We start from the raw sequence: 15,445 nt of genomic DNA on the forward strand, positions 1-15,445 counted from the left end.
TAAAAAAACCAGTTAAATACAATATGGTAGAACCATTTCCCATACTTGTAATTCCCTATATAATAAAAAATCGTTTATGATGGTGATTGGTATGATATTTTTTATGCGCTCGCTGCATTACATGCGTTTTATATGCTTACAGACTGCGCCGTTAAAAAAGAGCGTCTATATATTGAGCGCCCTATTTCTTATCGCCTGCCAGCCAACATCTCCTACCGAAGCATTAAGTAGCGACAATAATGAGCCAGTTGATATACCACTCATTAGTGCCGATAGTGTCACCATCACACCTGATCATATTTTAAGCATCAAACCCACCCGTTATCAGCCCAGCCTTGGCTTACAAGGTCGTATCGAACCTATCAAGCAAATCAACCTTATGGCGGCACAGCCTCTGACGGTAGAGCAAGTATTAGTCAGTGACAACCAGTGGGTGAAAAAAGGTACGCCGCTAGTCACGGTTCGACGTCAGGAAATTTTAAACAAAGCAATAGGCTCGGATAATACTGAAACCAATATAGAAGCAGAATTAAATACAACTGCTAGTAATGCTGATGGAGCTAGCACTTCTGACAATACTAGCCAGACCTTCGTCTTAAATAAAAAATCTAATGTTATTAATGATAATAATAGAGCCGAGCTTGCTAGTAATAGCAAAGGCAGAACAACGGCAAAGCAGTCCTCTGATTTAATCACATTGCGTGCCCGCTTTTCAGGACGCGTAGAGAATCTGTCGGTGCAAGCTGGACAAAAGATAGAAGCTCAAACAGTGTTATTGAAGCTCAGTGACGAAACGGAATTGCATTTTATCTCAACGTTGCCGATTGAAGCTGAATCGCAAATTTCTGTCGGTCAAACCGTCAACTTTACTGCCGAAGATAGAGTAGATAAATTTACCGGTCAGGTCAGTAAAGTGCAGGCGGTAAAACAACCGATGCAGCTTTTGGTCTATGTAAATGTGATCAACAATGAAGTCAGTCGCAATCAGCTAGCGCCTGATATGCAAGTCACTGGCAGGGTTGACTACGGGCAGATAGAAGTGGGTACTATTGTGCCTAAAATTGCCCTACATAATGTTGACTTGACACAAATACAGGTGCCGCCTTACAAACCGCTGCGTTCTTTGACTGCCAATATCTGGATTATAGGACAAGACCAACGCTTAACCCGCCAGCCTATTGAAGTGATTGAGTACGATCCACTGACCAAACAATATTTAATCGCAGGTATCAGTAGTGACAGTTTGATTTGTTTGGCGAACTTACCCATTGAATCTAAAGGCAAAAAAGTAGTGGTGTCATAAGTACAGAGACATGCAGTTACATTGTGTAGAAACATTAACAAAGCACGCCTTGTTTAATAACATCCTGTTTAGGCAATATAGCGTATTATGGATAGTACGGATTGCATACTTTTATTGCATAGCATTAAAGCATGGCTTGTATGGATAGCTACTTTTGATTTACATATTTATTATATGAGCATTTGGGATAATTGAAAACTAAGGGCAGACGCCACTTTTATAAATTGTAAAAGTGCATTAAGACAAATTATAACAACAACTAGAGGAAACATTATGAGTAAGCAGATTTTGTTAATTGAAGATGATCCAGATTTAGCAGAATTAATCAGTGATTATCTGACCATGAATTATTATGATGTGCATCATGCAGGTCTTGGTCAAGAAGGTCTGGATTTATTAGACACCAAAGAGCGTGATATTGACTTGGTAGTACTTGACCTCATGCTACCCGACATGGATGGTATGCAAGTTTGCCAAAAAATCCGTGGCAATAAAAACAATATGACCAATAAAGTGCCGATCATTATGTTGACGGCAAAAGGTGATACCACAGACCGCGTATTGGGTCTTGAGATGGGCGCTGATGACTATATTGCCAAACCGTTTGAGCCGCGTGAACTGCTAGCCCGTATTCGTGCGGTTATTCGCCGCCATGAGCAGCCAAATCAAGCGGACAGTCAGTCAGATAGCTTAACTTTTGGTCGTTTGAGCGTGTTCCCTGACAGTCATGAAGTGACTATCGATGATTTACCTGTACGTTTGACAACGCATCAGTTTCAATTGCTGCATTATTTTGCCACTCATTCAGGCAAAGTACTAAACCGCGAGCAATTGTGGCAAGCTATGCCAAATGATGACAGCTCAGACAATATTGATCGCGCCATTGACGTACATATCTCGCGTCTTCGTGCGTTGATTGAAGACAATCCACGTCAACCAAAGCGTATTATTACAGTGCGCGGCGTCGGTTATCAATTTGCCACTGACCAAGTGTAGTCAGTAGTAAACTGTTGGTAAATAAACAGTCAAACAGCTTTAAAATAGTTCATTAAAAGGGGTATCATATGTATGATAACCCCTTTTATGTTTGACCATACAAAGTGGCTTAAGTTTTTGATAATAGAGATTATTTAATGCAGCAATTGGGTTTTCGTTCCGTATTTGCCAAGCTATTTGCCAGTGTCATGCTGGCGCTTATCTTGTTTGCTGTTGCGATGGTATTATTGACACAGCTGGTACATGATAAAGATGCGGGCATTCGCTCAGAGGTATTGGCAACGCAAATTTTAGGACAGATCGATCCTTTTTTGCATGAGCTAAATATTGCAGTTAGTAAGGAAAATCGCCTACAATCGCGTTTTATGCTAGCCGTAGTCAAAAAAAGCTTCGATATCTTTGATGAGTCATTGCAGGCAAAAATGGGCTTATATGACAGCGAAGGTCATCTGCTGATGCAAACAGATAATAGCGATTTGCCGCTAGAACTTCCTGCTACGCCTTCTTTGTTCTCACGTGTTTTCCCCTCTTTTGCAGAAACGTCACCAACCAAGCAAGCTCAAGTTTATAGCAGTACTGGCTATACGCTATTATATGAGTCACGCTTGCCACCCAAAAAGCCGGTTCTCTCTGCGGCGCTTAACTTATTTACTGGCACGCTCTTATTGCTACTCATTATGGCAGGCGTCCTTTGGTGGATTGCCCGGACCATTACTTGGCGTATTAATCAGATGAGTCTACAGATGGCTCAGCTTGGCGATGGTGACTTTACGGTACGGGTAAATGCACGCGGCAATGATGAAATCGCCTCACTGGCACGTGGATTTAATCAAGCAGCACAAAAGATTGAACACCTTATTGATGCCAATAATTTATTACTGGCACATGCCTCTCATGAGCTGCGTACACCCATAACACGTATTCGCCTACAGATTGAGATGATGGACATGCTGACAGGTCCATTGCCAAGTGACAACAAAGCCAAATTTGATAAGCGCGCTCAAGCCATTAATCGCGACCTCTCAGGTCTCAATGATTTGGTTGAAAGTATTCTATTAGTGAGCCGTTTGGATGCCGGTCATGCCTTACAGCAAGTTGAAAATTTAGATTTATATGATTTGGTGAATCAAGAACGCCAACACTATCCTGAAGCAACGTTAATTGGCGAGCACATTGTAATTGACGGTCAATCATCAATGCTCACCCATCTAATTCGCAATCTATTAACCAATGCCATGCTGCATGGAAAACCCCCAGTCACTGTGCTACTGTATGGCGTGCAGACCCTTGAAGAAGCTGAAGACATCCCTGATTTTTTATTGCAGACAGTCCTATGCAGTAGCTTTATAGACTATAACAGCTCAGACTTTTATTCTGATGAGTCATCTTATAGTACAAATCCGCTTGCTCATCAGCAAGATACAGTATCAGAGCCGAATAATTCTATTAGCGCAGCGCTTCCAAAGCCAAAAGCAGCAAATAGTGAGTCTGTAGTGATATTACCAGCACCAGCTATTTATCAAAATGGTGAAAATTTGGTGAATGATGCTCATATTAGTACTGACAATGAATCTGATAATACTGTGAATCAAGATAGCGATAGTACTATCTTAGAGCAAGTAGAGCCTACGAATACGAGCGAGACACTTGAAAAGGTTGGTAATTCTTCATTGTTTGATAATTATCATAGTTTTACATCAGATTTGACCGATAAGCTAAAGAAAGTGATGTGGCGTGCCGTGCCTGAGAAGCAACGGTCTTCTGAAGATCCTGACCATGCTATTGATGACATCTCTGGTAAAAATGCTATCAATAGCAATAAAGAAGATGCCAATAAAGTGAATAAAAATAGTGATGTGGCGATAAAAGAAAGTGATAAAGCAATTGATAAAGAAAGTCCTGAAACGTCAAATACCACCCGTAAAGAAAGCCTATTTAGCAAACATCTCAAAAAATCTAAACCGGAGCCAACACGTCTGCTTCCGAAGTATGTGGTATTGGCAGTGATTGATGAGGGTGATGGCATCCCTGAAAATAAACGTGAAGAAGTTTTTAGTCCCTTTGTGCGTTTGCAGCAAAAAAATAAAGGCTCAGGTCTTGGCTTGTCCTTAGTATCACAAATTGTCACCGCCCATCAAGGAAGAATCACTACTGACACTATCAATGGTCACACGCGATTTTTGGTAGTGTTGCCTGTTAAACTCGATCCGCATTACCATCATCATGACAATCGTGACTGATTTTATTCATTCATATCATAAACAAACTTTCAGAAGTGCTATAGCATAAGAACTACAAGCCTTTAGCGTGCATAGCGATCAATAAGTCAGAAAAATATACCATAACGACATCCTACCTACTTCATTCTATATATCTTGATATTGACTAAGCTAAGTTCAAAGTCAATCATCGATGCCTGTATCAAAAACCTTCCATAATATGCTATATTAGCGCCCCTTATTATGGGGTTATCGAATGTGGTTTTAACTCAACTGCTCAGCAGTCAGAGAGACGACGACCACTTCATAACCACTAAAACATTTATTGAATTTTGAGCCTTCCATGAGTGACATGATTGTCTTAAACGATGTGACCAAGAGTTTTTTGAGTGACCGGTCTATAAAAGATAAAAACGGCAAGCCGCATTGGTTTACTGCTGTCGAGCCGACGTCACTAACCGTCCAGCAAGGTGAGATTTTTGGCTTGATGGGCTATTCAGGTGCGGGTAAATCAACGCTTTTACGCCTGATTAATTTGCTTGAACGTCCTGATTCAGGTCAAGTAATTATCGATGGTACAGACCTGACTTCTTTGTCTGCCAGTGACTTGCGTATCGCCCGTCATAATATCGGTATGATTTTTCAGCAATTTAATCTGATGTCTAATCGCACCGTCTTTGACAATGTTGCTTTTAACTTAACGGTTGCAGGCTACCCTCGCGCTGATATTCATAAGCGTGTCATGGATTGTCTAGAAATCGTTGATTTAATCGACCGCGCTAGCCACTATCCTGCGCAGTTGTCAGGCGGACAAAAACAGCGTGTTGGTATCGCCCGTGCGATTGCGCCAAGCCCAAAAGTACTCCTTGCTGATGAGCCAACCAGTGCGCTCGACCCTGCCACTACGCGCAGTTTGTTGACTTGCCTGCGTGATATCAATGAGCAGCTTGGCGTCACTATCGTCATTGTAACTCATGAGATGAGCGTCATTCGTAGACTATGTGACCGTGCAGCCTTGTTACATCAAGGACAATTGCTCGAAGTAGCAGACATCCGCGATGGTCTCATTCAGGCCACCACCCCAATTGGCAAAGGCTTAGTCCACGAAGACTAATGAGGCAGGAGAAATAAACATGATAACCGGTGCAGAATTATCCGCCTCGATAGACAAGCTACTCGCCCTGCGTAAAGAGATTTGGCAGGCATTTTTAGATACTTTTATTATGCTTGGTATCTCAACGACAGTTGCCATTCTTATCGGCGGTCTGTTTGGCGTCTTCTTATTTTTATCTAGTGATCGGCAGTTTTTACAAAATAAAACGCTCTATGCTGTACTTGGTGGCATCACAAACTTTATGCGTGCCTTTCCATTCGTCATTTTGATGATTGCCATGAGTCCCTTTACCAAGGCTATCGTCGGTACTGGTATTGGTCCTATCGCCGCATCATTGGTGCTTGCGATTGCTGGCTCATTTTACTTTGCGCGCTTGGTTGAGCAAAACTTACGTGAAGTGCCGCGCGGTATTATTGAAGCAACTGAATCGATGGGCGCCCGTCCCTTTACCATCATCAAAGTACTGCTTAATGAAGCACGCTCTGGCTTGGTCTTGTCCGTGACCATACTTTGTATCAGCTTGCTCTCTTTTTCAGCAGCGGCTGGTATGATTGGCGGCGGCGGTTTAGGTGATTTGGCAATTCGATATGGTTACTATCGTTATCAGACTGAGGTGATGGTATTCATCGTCATTATGCTGTCAATCATGGTCATCGGTATTCAAGCCTTAGGAAATTGGGTCGCGACTCGATTGGATAAACGTTAAAAACCTGTGATCACTTGGCTCATTAAAATTAGATATTGATGACTGAGTGATGCTTGATATGAATAGTTTACAGGGTCTAATGTTGATTCATCCTAAGCAAATGCTTGACTTTGTAACTGATTCCCTTTAATTTTGATACTATCTTAACACTCGTTAACTTAGCAGCATTACTATTCATAATGTTGCTTTTTTAATGCGGTTTTTTAATTCTATTTTTAATCTCAGGATTTTATACTTTGACTCCTACCCTTATTAAGGAAGTTCCATGAAATTAACAGATATCAGCCGTCAAGTAGCGACTGCATTTGCTGCTGTTGGCGTATCAGGCCTAGTGTTGGTCGGTTGCAATAATTCATCAGCACCAGAAGCCACCAAAGAGCCAGTTACTGAAGGCGCAACCGAAACTACCAATACAGAAACCACTGCGACCAGTGATATTGATCCTGAACATAGCAAAATCGTCATCGGTACGACCGAAGGTGACTTTGCAGATATGGTTCGTAACCAAGTAAAAAGTTCATTAGAAGCACAAGGCTATGAAGTTGAACTGGTAACCTTTACTGATTATGTCCGTCCAAACGTTGCGTTAGCAGATGGCGATTTAGACATCAACATCTTTCAACATAAGCCTTATCTAGATACCTTCAAAAAAGAAAATAACCTTGATTTGGTAGAAGTCTTCCAAGTTCCTACTGCCCCATTAGGTATTTACGCTGGTAAAAAAACCAAAATCGAAGACGTTTATAAAGGTATGAGCGTTTCTGCGCCTAATGACCCGAGTAACTTTGCTCGCGCATTAGTCATGATGAATGAGCTTGGCTGGATTACGCTAAAAGACAATATCGATCCATTGACTGCCTCAAAAACTGATATCGCTGATAATAGCAAATACGACATAAAAATCGTTGAGCTAGAAGCGGCGCAGTTGCCTCGTGCGCGTGACGAAGTAGACTTTGCTATCATTAACGGTAACTACGCGACCGATTCAGGTATCAAGCTGACTGAAGCGCTATTCCAAGAGCCAAGCTTTGCTTATGTAAACTGGTCTGCTATCAAAACTGCGGATAAAGACAAGAAATGGGTAAAAGACGTCACTAACGCTTATAACTCAGATGCCTTTAAAAAATATGCTCACGACAGCTTCCCTGGCTATAAATATCCAAAGATTTGGGGTGCTGACACTACAAGTACCGCACCTGTAGAAGCTGCTAAATAGTGAAAACAGTCATGAATAGTTAATAGATTTAATACGACTCATCTATTCAAATGATTCCGTTTTAAGTAATAACAAAAAGCCCATTATTGATAAATAATGGGCTTTTTTTGATCTGTATTTTAGTAATGATAAGCAAGAAATAATTTAAATGACGTTACAGCCTGTTTGTCGTTTGTAGGAAAGCGTCACCTACTCTTTCACTTACCGCCATTTCTTTTTATAGTGGTTAAGCTTGATAGAGATTGAGGCTTAATAGAGATTGAGAACACTATATTTCTGATTAAACCCTCTATTAATATATACACGGGCTATTAATAAATACATGAATAACAAGGACAATAACATGCGTGCTAAAACTTATAATATTCGCACCGCTGGACAAGCAAACATTCCGGTACTAGGACTGGGTACTTGGCAATCAACCGGTCAAGACTGTATCGATGTCGTCAGCCAAGGTCTAAAAATGGGCTATGAACACATTGATACGGCCCAAGCATATGGCAATGAAGTCGAGGTTGGTAAAGGTATTAAGCAATCAGGTGTCGCTCGCGATAAGTTCTTTTTAACGACCAAAATATTCCCTGATGACATGAAGTTTGAGCCAGAAAAACTCGTTGCCGCTGCTAAGCGCTCATTGGAAAATCTAGATACCGATTACGTTGATTTACTGCTACTACATTGGCCTGATGATCGCGTGCCCTTATCTGAGACTATCCCCGCGCTTTGTGAGCTGCAAAAACAAGGGCTGACTCGCAATATTGGCGTGTCTAACTTTAATATCGCTAATATCATCGAAGCCAAGAGATATGCTGACGTGCCGATTGCGGTCAATCAGGTTGAGTTTCATCCTTTTATTAAGCAAAAAACGTTGCAGACCTTTTTAAATAATCACCATATTTTATTAGAAGCGTATTCGCCGCTTGCCCGCGGAGATGTTTTTGATCATAAAATCATTAAAGACATCGCTGATAAACACGGTATCACCGCCGCACAAGTGTCGCTGGCGTGGATTCTATCCGATAAGCACCGTATTGCGATTCCAAAAACGTCTAATCCTGGGCACTTACAAAGCAACTTAGATGCCATCAAAGTAGAGTTGAGTGCGGATGAACTTGAGAAAATCGGCAGCTTAGCGCGTAGCGACGGGCGTAAAATTAAGCATCCAGATTATTCGCCAGAATGGGATGATTAATAAATAACTCATACTTATTTAAGTATGAGTTTCGTCAAAAAAAAGCCAGTGATAAGATATCGCTGGCTTTTTTTATGTTTAACGCTTTTTACGATAATTATCATTTATTGTTGCCAGCGCAATTACTGCTGTAAAGTCTTGGTCTCATGAATTTTTTCAGCAGGATTGTATTGCTCAGAAGAAGGGACTGCACCATTGCGATTATTTTCTTTCATCGATTTAGCAACTTCTGGCGGCATATAGTTCTCATCGTGTTTTGCCAGCACTTCACCTGCGACAAAGGTATCACCTTGCATTTTACCCGTCGCGACAACACCTGAGTTCTCAGCAAACAAATCTGGCAAAATACCTTGATAAGTCACGGGGACGGTCGATTGAAAGTCTGTGATGGCAAATTCAACGCTCAATGGGTCGTTTGGCGCACGCTGTACACTACCAGCAACCACCATACCACCAGCACGAATACGTTTGTCTTGTGGCGCTTCACCTTGCGCAATGGCGGTCGCGTCAAAGTAGTAGTCGGTCTGTTGCCCTATAGCATAAATCACCAACACTACGGCTATGGCTGCCCCTGCAAGCGTAAACATAACCCACATCAGTTTTTTACGACGAACTGCGTTCATACTACTACCTCATTGATGAGTCGCTGTTTTAGACATTATCCATCTATAAAACAGAAAATATTAAAGAAACTACCATTAGAAAAACGTCCTAAAAATGTCTTTCTAATCGTACTCTTCTAATAACTATATGGTAGCATTTTATGCATAACTCAATAAGGTTACCCGCCTTTATAGAAATCCTTTATCTGCTCATTTATGTATCAGCGCAATGTATCAAATCCAGATATTAAGGGTATGAGATAAAATGATTTCTAGTGAGTATTTTTAGTCACCGGTGTTGGCGTTTTGGTCGTGCGCTGTGCCTGACGGGCTTGTTGAATCGCCAGCTGCTTGATAAGGGCTTGTCTTTGACGACGGCTATAAAATACAAAAGCCAGCATCATGCCAACGGTAATCGCCCAGCATGACCAGACAAAAACGCCATGCTTACCCATTGCAATAAACTCAGAAAAACTATAAAAGTAAGGCTGCATCATATTTCCCTAGCCGTTATTTAGTTGGTCGACAGTCATTACAGTCATTTGGCTTGTCCACGGATGTATTCTTTCACCCACGCTTTACCTTGATCACGATGCAAGATTAAAGTGTTGGTACGGTAAATCGCTAAAGTTGCGACCAACAGGTAACTACCAATAATCATCAGTAGTAATGGCAGCCACATATCTGCTGACATCTTAGGTGCCGCAGTCAAGGTAAAGGTCGAGCCTTGGTGTAACGTATTCCACCACTCTACTGAATACTTAATAATCGGCAGATTCACTGCGCCAACGATAGACAAAATAGCGGCAGCTTTACCGCGATTCGCCGTATGTTCAAAGGCGGCAAACAATGCCATCACACCGGCATATAAAAATGCCAAGATCAGCATCGATGTCAGCCGCGCATCCCAAACCCAGTAGGTTCCCCACGTAGGTTTTGCCCAAATAGAACCCGTCAGCAAACTAATCACACACAATAAAAACCCCAGAGGAGCAAGTGCCTGCGCCACAAGGCTGGCGGTCTTGATTTTCCAGACTAAGTAAATCACCCCAAGTACCGCTAAGGAAAAATAAATTGAAATAGCAAGGCTTGCTGCCGGTACGTGGATAAAGATAATACGATAGCTATTGCCTTGTAAGTAATCAGGCGGCGCAAAAGCCAGCCCCCAGATACTACCGATGAGTAGGCAAAGACTTGCTAGTATCGCCAACCACTTGACCCAAGGCGAAAAGATGCGAAAGAATTCCTTGGTACCCACCGTGGTCAGGAAAACTTGCCAAATGCGTTGCCACAGGCTAGGAGATGAGACATTATTTAGGTTGGGCATGGAAATAAACCTATTACGCAGCTAGTGATTATCAAGTTAAACGCATGATTCATACAATTATCCGCTAACCTGCTGGCGTTAAACGCTGGATAGAATCTACACGTGAGTATGTGTTTAATAGACTATTATAGCAAAGTTGCCAGTTTTCATCATGTTGTTAATATAAAAGGCTTTAATAAGAGAATGAACACCATACCAGTATAAACTTTAATTCAACCACGACATTTTTAACGTCATAGCAATCACCCATGGCATCACTAGCACTGAGATAATACTACCTGCCAGCAACAACGCCAAAATAGGCAGACCGTTAAGACCCGTAGCAAATAAATCAACCGCACCGGTGGCAAAAATCAATACCGGCAACTGCATCGGCAAAGCGATTAAAGGCACTAGCACAGCGCCATTCTTCAATGATAACGTCAAACTACTAGCAACCGCTGACAGCATTAACAGCATCGGACTACCCGCAACAATTGATGCCATCAATATCCATGCTTCAAACCAACTCAGCTGAAATAGAGGCACAGCAAGCAAACTTAATGCGGCCACAATACCACTGCTAAAAATCCAGTGAATCACCAAACGGATAAGCACCCATAACGGCAGCGACGCTTTGGCGACAACCAATTGCGCAAGTGTGCCATTATCAAGCGCCGGCTTAAACAAACCATCAACACCCATCACCAATGACAATAAAGCGGCAATCCACACTGCCGACACCCCAAGGCGTTGTAATAGTGCAGGCTCGCTTCCAACTGCTAGCGGAAACAAGGTAATAATCACCAAAAACAGCACTAACGGATATAACCACTGTACCGCTCCCTGCTGCTTTACTTGCCACTCACGACGCCACAGCTGCATAAAACTGATACTGCGCACATCAGCTGTATGAGCATTTATGATTGATAATGAACTGTCTGTTTCTATCATTTATACGCTCTTCCACTGATGCTTATCGCACTGATATTGATAGTATTCATACTATGTAATCGGATAAATCAAGCACTTGATTGGCAACGCCGACTGCTTGGTGACTGGTCATTAATATCGCCCCGCCTTCATGAGCAAAATCGCGCAATCGATCTTCCATGCGCGCTACCATATCAACATCGAGTGCGGTGAATGGCTCATCAAGTAACCATAATGGCGTCACTTCAGGCGTCAGTAAGTATAACCGCGCAAGGGTAATTCTTCGAGTTTGACCCGCGGATAAATGACTTGAGCTGATGGTTTCAAACCCTTGTAATCCTACCCAAGTGAGGGCGTCATCAATATCAGCAGCGCTTGGTGTGATACCATATAAATTCAGCAAAAAGGTGAGGTTTTGAGCAACGGTGAGATTGGGATGAATGCCCAATTGGTGCGATACATACAAAGGCTGAATCGGTAAGCTAACAGCCCCTTGATAATAAGTCTCACCTGTTAGCACTGGCAATAATCCAGCCAGCTGCATAAGCAACGTGGTCTTGCCAGTACCATTGGCACCAATTAGATGGCAAATGCTGCCTGCAGACAACTTGAGTGACACCCCTTCACATAGAGGGATTTCACCACGCTGAACGGTCAGCTCATCAAGCGCAAGTAAGGCGGTATTCAGAGCCGTCATTACAACCTCTTATTATTTATTGACCCGCAGTCAATATTCATCACAAACCAAGACGATGTTCGTGGCATAATACTTTATGCCCCATAACCATACAGTATAACAAATTGTCGATTACTATGACCTCAAAACCTATGCAGACTTCAAAAGATATTCAAACCCCAGCTCAAAAATCAGACATGCCTATGCTAACGATAAACAGCTTAATTGATGCACAAGTTACGTTTATGCAGCAATGGTTACGTAAGCAAGCTGAACCGCTGAGCATGGAAGCTTGGCAGTGGCTTGGTGCGCAGCCATTGGACAAATATATCAGTAGCGATGATTTACAGCGCCTACTTAATGATTGGCTACTAGACCATCCTTTAAGCGAGATGATGCGTGCCGATATCCGTGATATCTTGCATAGCATTATTTATCATCCAGCCAATGACAATGTGCCGTTATCAGAGCTTATCGATGATACACAAGTTGAAACGCTAGCGAACTATGTCGGCAGCCATGAGCAGCAGCGTAATATCTTGATTCATACCTTGGTTGGCAACGATACATTTGCAGATTTGTTGACCCAAACGCTATACCACGCCATCAACGACTTTATGGAAAATACGCTAGAAAAAGCGGGCGGTGTTGGCAAACTGATGAAGCTTGGGCGTAGCTCATTTGAAAAGGCAACCAACAGAAATCTTGATGAAAAATTGCAGACGTACCTGCATCGTAATATTAAAGATTTGGCGCATCGCGCAGAAGCCAATGCTCAAGAACATTTATCCAATGAAGAGGTGGCTCGATTATTGGTCACTGGTTGGGCGCGCATTAAAGCGCAGCCGATTAGCCATCTCCAAACCTATTTACGTGATGAGCCTAATGATAGCAGTATCGATCATATTGAAGCCAGTATTCAGCAGAGTTATAACCGCTTACGCATCTCCCCTTATTTACATAGCCTTGTAGCAGCGAGCGTTGATACTTGGTATCGCAACCATCAGTCCGATACCATAGCACAGGTGGCAGAAAGCTTACATATTAATGAGGCAGCAATGATGCAGCTGTCCACTACCCTAATGCCTATCATCAATGATGCGTTTGAGAGCGAATGGTTGACCGCGCATCTGCGTGAAATGCTACAAGCGTTTTATAGCCAGCCCAATATCAAAGACAGTTTGAGTTTCAGCAACCAGTAATTTATTTTTGCCTGCTTTTTTATGTGTATTTTTTCTTAATCTTTATATTTCATTTGTTGGTTAGCACACTATTTATGAGTCAACGTAATAAACTCAGCTTATGGCAAAAAATGAAGCAGCTGCTAACCACATCCACTGTGCGCTCTGTTATTGAGAAGATCAAATCGTCGAAGGATTTGACAAGCGCTGACTTTGATGAGATTGATAGTCAGGTGAGTGCTTCACAAGTAGCTACTGACAATGTTAGTACGGATAATGTTGATACTAATCATAAAGAAACTGACTCTAACAATGTTGACAGCACTGTCAGCGATAAAAATGCCCCTAGTACAGACGCAAATGTCACCGATAACATCGATACTACGAATAAACCTATCGATATTGATACAGATATTGGCAAAGATTTCGAAAATAGTGCGGAGCAAAAAAGTGAGAGCGACTTATCCATTGTCGATTATCTAAAGCAATACTTCGACGATAAAGGATGGCATTATAATCATTATCAGCCCAAAGCAAAAGACAGCCAAAAATCTCATTATTTGTCTTTAAGAATGCGCAATAAGCAGCTTGATTGTGGTTATCTGTTTCGAGTACAAGAAAAAAATAAACTGCTGGCAATCTATGGTATTTTGCCATTTTTGATACCAGAGAGTCATCAAAGCGCCGCTATGCTACTCATTACTCAAATCAACTATGACATGATGATTGGCAATTTAGAGATGGATATCAATGATGGTGAAATACGCTATAAAAACGCCATTGATGTTGAAGCGGTCGGACTTGACGACGATATCCTTGAGCATTTACTGCAAAGTATCATTGCAATGACGACGGTTGCTCATGAGATATTTAGTGATTTGGTCAATAACCAATACCCTGCTGAAGAATTACCAGACCTTCTGTTGCAGCTACGTCAACAATCCGATTCAAGAACCTTCTTTTTGCCCACTCAATTTGTACAGTGAGACTGGATTGTTTTTCCAGTGAAACCATCAGCTCAAACTTACTATGTTAGAAAACACTCTACCCAGAAAGCCTTCAATACGATATTAAAAATCCTATGTTAAAAATTGCCTACTCTGATATTTTTCGTTATTCAGTACCCGAAAAACATCGTTTTCCGATGCAAAAATACACCATGATTCCTGAGCACTTATTAGCGGAAAAGACTATTAGTGCAAATAACTTTTTTGCGCCCACACGCTTAAGCGAAGATGAAATCTTAACGACGCATACTGCTGACTATTGGTATCAACTTAAGACCCAAACGCTACCAAGAAAAGAAGCACGAGCGATCGGCTTTGAGATGACGCCTGAGTTAGTAGAGCGTGGGCGCTATATTGCTCACGCGACTTATGAATGCGCACTTTTTGCACAGCAATACGGCGTCGCGATGAATGTCGCGGGTGGTACCCATCATGCCTTTGCCGATCATGGTGAGGGATTTTGCGTCTTTAATGATGTCTGTGTCGCGAGCAATTTACTATTAAATCGCGGACAAGCACAAAGGATATTGGTCGTTGATTTAGACGTCCATCAAGGCAATGGCAATGCCAGTATCATGGCAGATGAGCCACGCGTTTTTATCTTTAGTATGCATGGCGCAAAGAATTATCCGTTTCGCAAGCAAGTATCAGACTTAGATATTGAGCTAGATAACGATACTGGTGATGAGCAATATTTGCAGATTTTAGCGCAGACCTTGCCCAGACTGATAACGGATTTTGCACCTGATATGATCTTTTATCAGTCGGCGGTTGATGTACTAGCGACGGATAAATTAGGCAAGCTAGGTTTAACCATAGAAGGCTGCAAGGCGCGTGATGAATATGTCCTACGCCAAGCCAAAACTGCCAATATTCCAATCGCTATCGTCATGGGCGGCGGTTATTCAGAAGATATTAATGATGTGGTTGAAGCGCATTGCAATACCTTTCGACTGGCGCAGCAGATATTCTTTGATGAGGCGACTGACTAAAA

General features: G+C 42.1%; 15 protein-coding genes. 10 read left to right on the top strand and 5 right to left on the bottom strand.

Features of this window, described 5'->3' with window-relative positions:
- Positions 1-91 precede the first annotated feature (91 nt).
- The 7 genes from M0221_RS10580 (at position 92) to M0221_RS10610 (ending at position 8,746) form a co-directional block, all read left to right on the top strand.
- Complete coding sequence (locus M0221_RS10580; protein WP_483283790.1) at positions 92-1,303, top strand: efflux RND transporter periplasmic adaptor subunit; 1,212 nt, start codon at positions 92-94, stop codon at positions 1,301-1,303.
- 273 nt (positions 1,304-1,576) lie between these two features.
- Entirely contained in the window at positions 1,577-2,299 is a 723-nt protein-coding gene (locus tag M0221_RS10585) for a response regulator transcription factor (RefSeq protein ID WP_011514418.1), read from the top strand.
- Between the two features lie 137 nt (positions 2,300-2,436).
- A complete protein-coding gene (locus M0221_RS10590; protein WP_333954417.1) occupies positions 2,437-4,539 on the top strand; it encodes an ATP-binding protein in 2,103 nt (700 codons plus the stop codon).
- Between the two features lie 322 nt (positions 4,540-4,861).
- A complete protein-coding gene (locus tag M0221_RS10595) occupies positions 4,862-5,632 on the top strand; it encodes a methionine ABC transporter ATP-binding protein (protein ID WP_188004083.1) in 771 nt (256 codons plus the stop codon).
- 19 nt (positions 5,633-5,651) lie between these two features.
- Positions 5,652-6,338 carry a methionine ABC transporter permease gene (locus M0221_RS10600; protein ID WP_011514421.1) on the top strand — a complete coding sequence of 229 codons (687 nt, stop codon included), beginning with the start codon at positions 5,652-5,654 and terminating at the stop codon, positions 6,336-6,338.
- Positions 6,339-6,603: 265 nt separating this feature from the next.
- Positions 6,604-7,554: a MetQ/NlpA family ABC transporter substrate-binding protein gene (locus M0221_RS10605; RefSeq protein ID WP_333954418.1), complete on the top strand. Its 951-nt coding sequence runs from the start codon at positions 6,604-6,606 to the stop codon at positions 7,552-7,554.
- Positions 7,555-7,897: 343 nt separating this feature from the next.
- Complete coding sequence (locus tag M0221_RS10610; protein WP_333954419.1) at positions 7,898-8,746, top strand: aldo/keto reductase; 849 nt, start codon at positions 7,898-7,900, stop codon at positions 8,744-8,746.
- A 122-nt stretch (positions 8,747-8,868) separates the two neighbouring features.
- On the opposite strand, the gene ccmE is transcribed toward M0221_RS10610, so the two are convergent.
- From ccmE to ccmA, 5 genes are all read right to left on the bottom strand, one after another.
- A complete protein-coding gene (ccmE, locus tag M0221_RS10615; RefSeq protein WP_133104766.1) occupies positions 8,869-9,369 on the bottom strand; it encodes a cytochrome c maturation protein CcmE in 501 nt (166 codons plus the stop codon).
- A 251-nt stretch (positions 9,370-9,620) separates the two neighbouring features.
- On the bottom strand, positions 9,621-9,842 hold the full coding sequence (gene ccmD / locus M0221_RS10620) for a heme exporter protein CcmD (protein WP_011514425.1): 222 nt from the start codon (positions 9,840-9,842) through the stop codon (positions 9,621-9,623).
- Between the two features lie 44 nt (positions 9,843-9,886).
- Positions 9,887-10,675 (bottom strand): heme ABC transporter permease CcmC, encoded by a 789-nt coding sequence (gene ccmC, locus M0221_RS10625; protein WP_011514426.1) that lies wholly within the window; start codon positions 10,673-10,675, stop codon positions 9,887-9,889.
- A 207-nt stretch (positions 10,676-10,882) separates the two neighbouring features.
- Positions 10,883-11,539, bottom strand: a complete 657-nt coding sequence (locus M0221_RS10630) for a heme exporter protein CcmB (protein WP_187289148.1) — start codon at positions 11,537-11,539, stop codon at positions 10,883-10,885.
- 115 nt (positions 11,540-11,654) lie between these two features.
- Entirely contained in the window at positions 11,655-12,284 is a 630-nt protein-coding gene (gene ccmA / locus M0221_RS10635; protein ID WP_440825944.1) for a heme ABC exporter ATP-binding protein CcmA, read from the bottom strand.
- Positions 12,285-12,415: 131 nt separating this feature from the next.
- On the opposite strand from ccmA, the gene M0221_RS10640 reads away from it, so the two are divergent.
- The 3 genes from M0221_RS10640 to M0221_RS10650 all read left to right on the top strand — a co-directional run bounded on the left by M0221_RS10640 (position 12,416) and on the right by M0221_RS10650 (position 15,443).
- Positions 12,416-13,465 carry a hypothetical protein gene (locus tag M0221_RS10640; RefSeq protein ID WP_262498138.1) on the top strand — a complete coding sequence of 350 codons (1,050 nt, stop codon included), beginning with the start codon at positions 12,416-12,418 and terminating at the stop codon, positions 13,463-13,465.
- Between the two features lie 74 nt (positions 13,466-13,539).
- The gene (locus M0221_RS10645) at positions 13,540-14,430 is read left to right on the top strand and encodes a YbjN domain-containing protein (protein ID WP_483283791.1); all 891 of its coding nucleotides are present in this window, start codon (positions 13,540-13,542) and stop codon (positions 14,428-14,430) included.
- Between the two features lie 95 nt (positions 14,431-14,525).
- Positions 14,526-15,443, top strand: a complete 918-nt coding sequence (locus tag M0221_RS10650) for a histone deacetylase family protein (RefSeq protein WP_263241496.1) — start codon at positions 14,526-14,528, stop codon at positions 15,441-15,443.
- The last annotated feature ends 2 nt before the right edge of the window (positions 15,444-15,445 follow it).

It is taken from the genome of Psychrobacter sp. ANT206, from assembly GCF_056880555.1.

Coding starts and splice junctions, on each gene's coding strand:
- M0221_RS10580 (WP_483283790.1), top strand. CDS start 92: ATGATATTTTTTATGCGCTCGCTGCATTACATGCGTTTTATATGCTTA.
- ccmA (WP_440825944.1), bottom strand. CDS start 12,284: ATGACGGCTCTGAATACCGCCTTACTTGCGCTTGATGAGCTGACCGTT.
- M0221_RS10590 (WP_333954417.1), top strand. CDS start 2,437: ATGCAGCAATTGGGTTTTCGTTCCGTATTTGCCAAGCTATTTGCCAGT.
- M0221_RS10595 (WP_188004083.1), top strand. CDS start 4,862: ATGAGTGACATGATTGTCTTAAACGATGTGACCAAGAGTTTTTTGAGT.
- M0221_RS10650 (WP_263241496.1), top strand. CDS start 14,526: ATGTTAAAAATTGCCTACTCTGATATTTTTCGTTATTCAGTACCCGAA.
- M0221_RS10630 (WP_187289148.1), bottom strand. CDS start 11,539: ATGCAGCTGTGGCGTCGTGAGTGGCAAGTAAAGCAGCAGGGAGCGGTA.
- M0221_RS10645 (WP_483283791.1), top strand. CDS start 13,540: ATGAGTCAACGTAATAAACTCAGCTTATGGCAAAAAATGAAGCAGCTG.
- M0221_RS10585 (WP_011514418.1), top strand. CDS start 1,577: ATGAGTAAGCAGATTTTGTTAATTGAAGATGATCCAGATTTAGCAGAA.
- ccmD (WP_011514425.1), bottom strand. CDS start 9,842: ATGCAGCCTTACTTTTATAGTTTTTCTGAGTTTATTGCAATGGGTAAG.
- M0221_RS10610 (WP_333954419.1), top strand. CDS start 7,898: ATGCGTGCTAAAACTTATAATATTCGCACCGCTGGACAAGCAAACATT.
- M0221_RS10640 (WP_262498138.1), top strand. CDS start 12,416: ATGCAGACTTCAAAAGATATTCAAACCCCAGCTCAAAAATCAGACATG.
- ccmC (WP_011514426.1), bottom strand. CDS start 10,675: ATGCCCAACCTAAATAATGTCTCATCTCCTAGCCTGTGGCAACGCATT.
- M0221_RS10600 (WP_011514421.1), top strand. CDS start 5,652: ATGATAACCGGTGCAGAATTATCCGCCTCGATAGACAAGCTACTCGCC.
- ccmE (WP_133104766.1), bottom strand. CDS start 9,369: ATGAACGCAGTTCGTCGTAAAAAACTGATGTGGGTTATGTTTACGCTT.
- M0221_RS10605 (WP_333954418.1), top strand. CDS start 6,604: ATGAAATTAACAGATATCAGCCGTCAAGTAGCGACTGCATTTGCTGCT.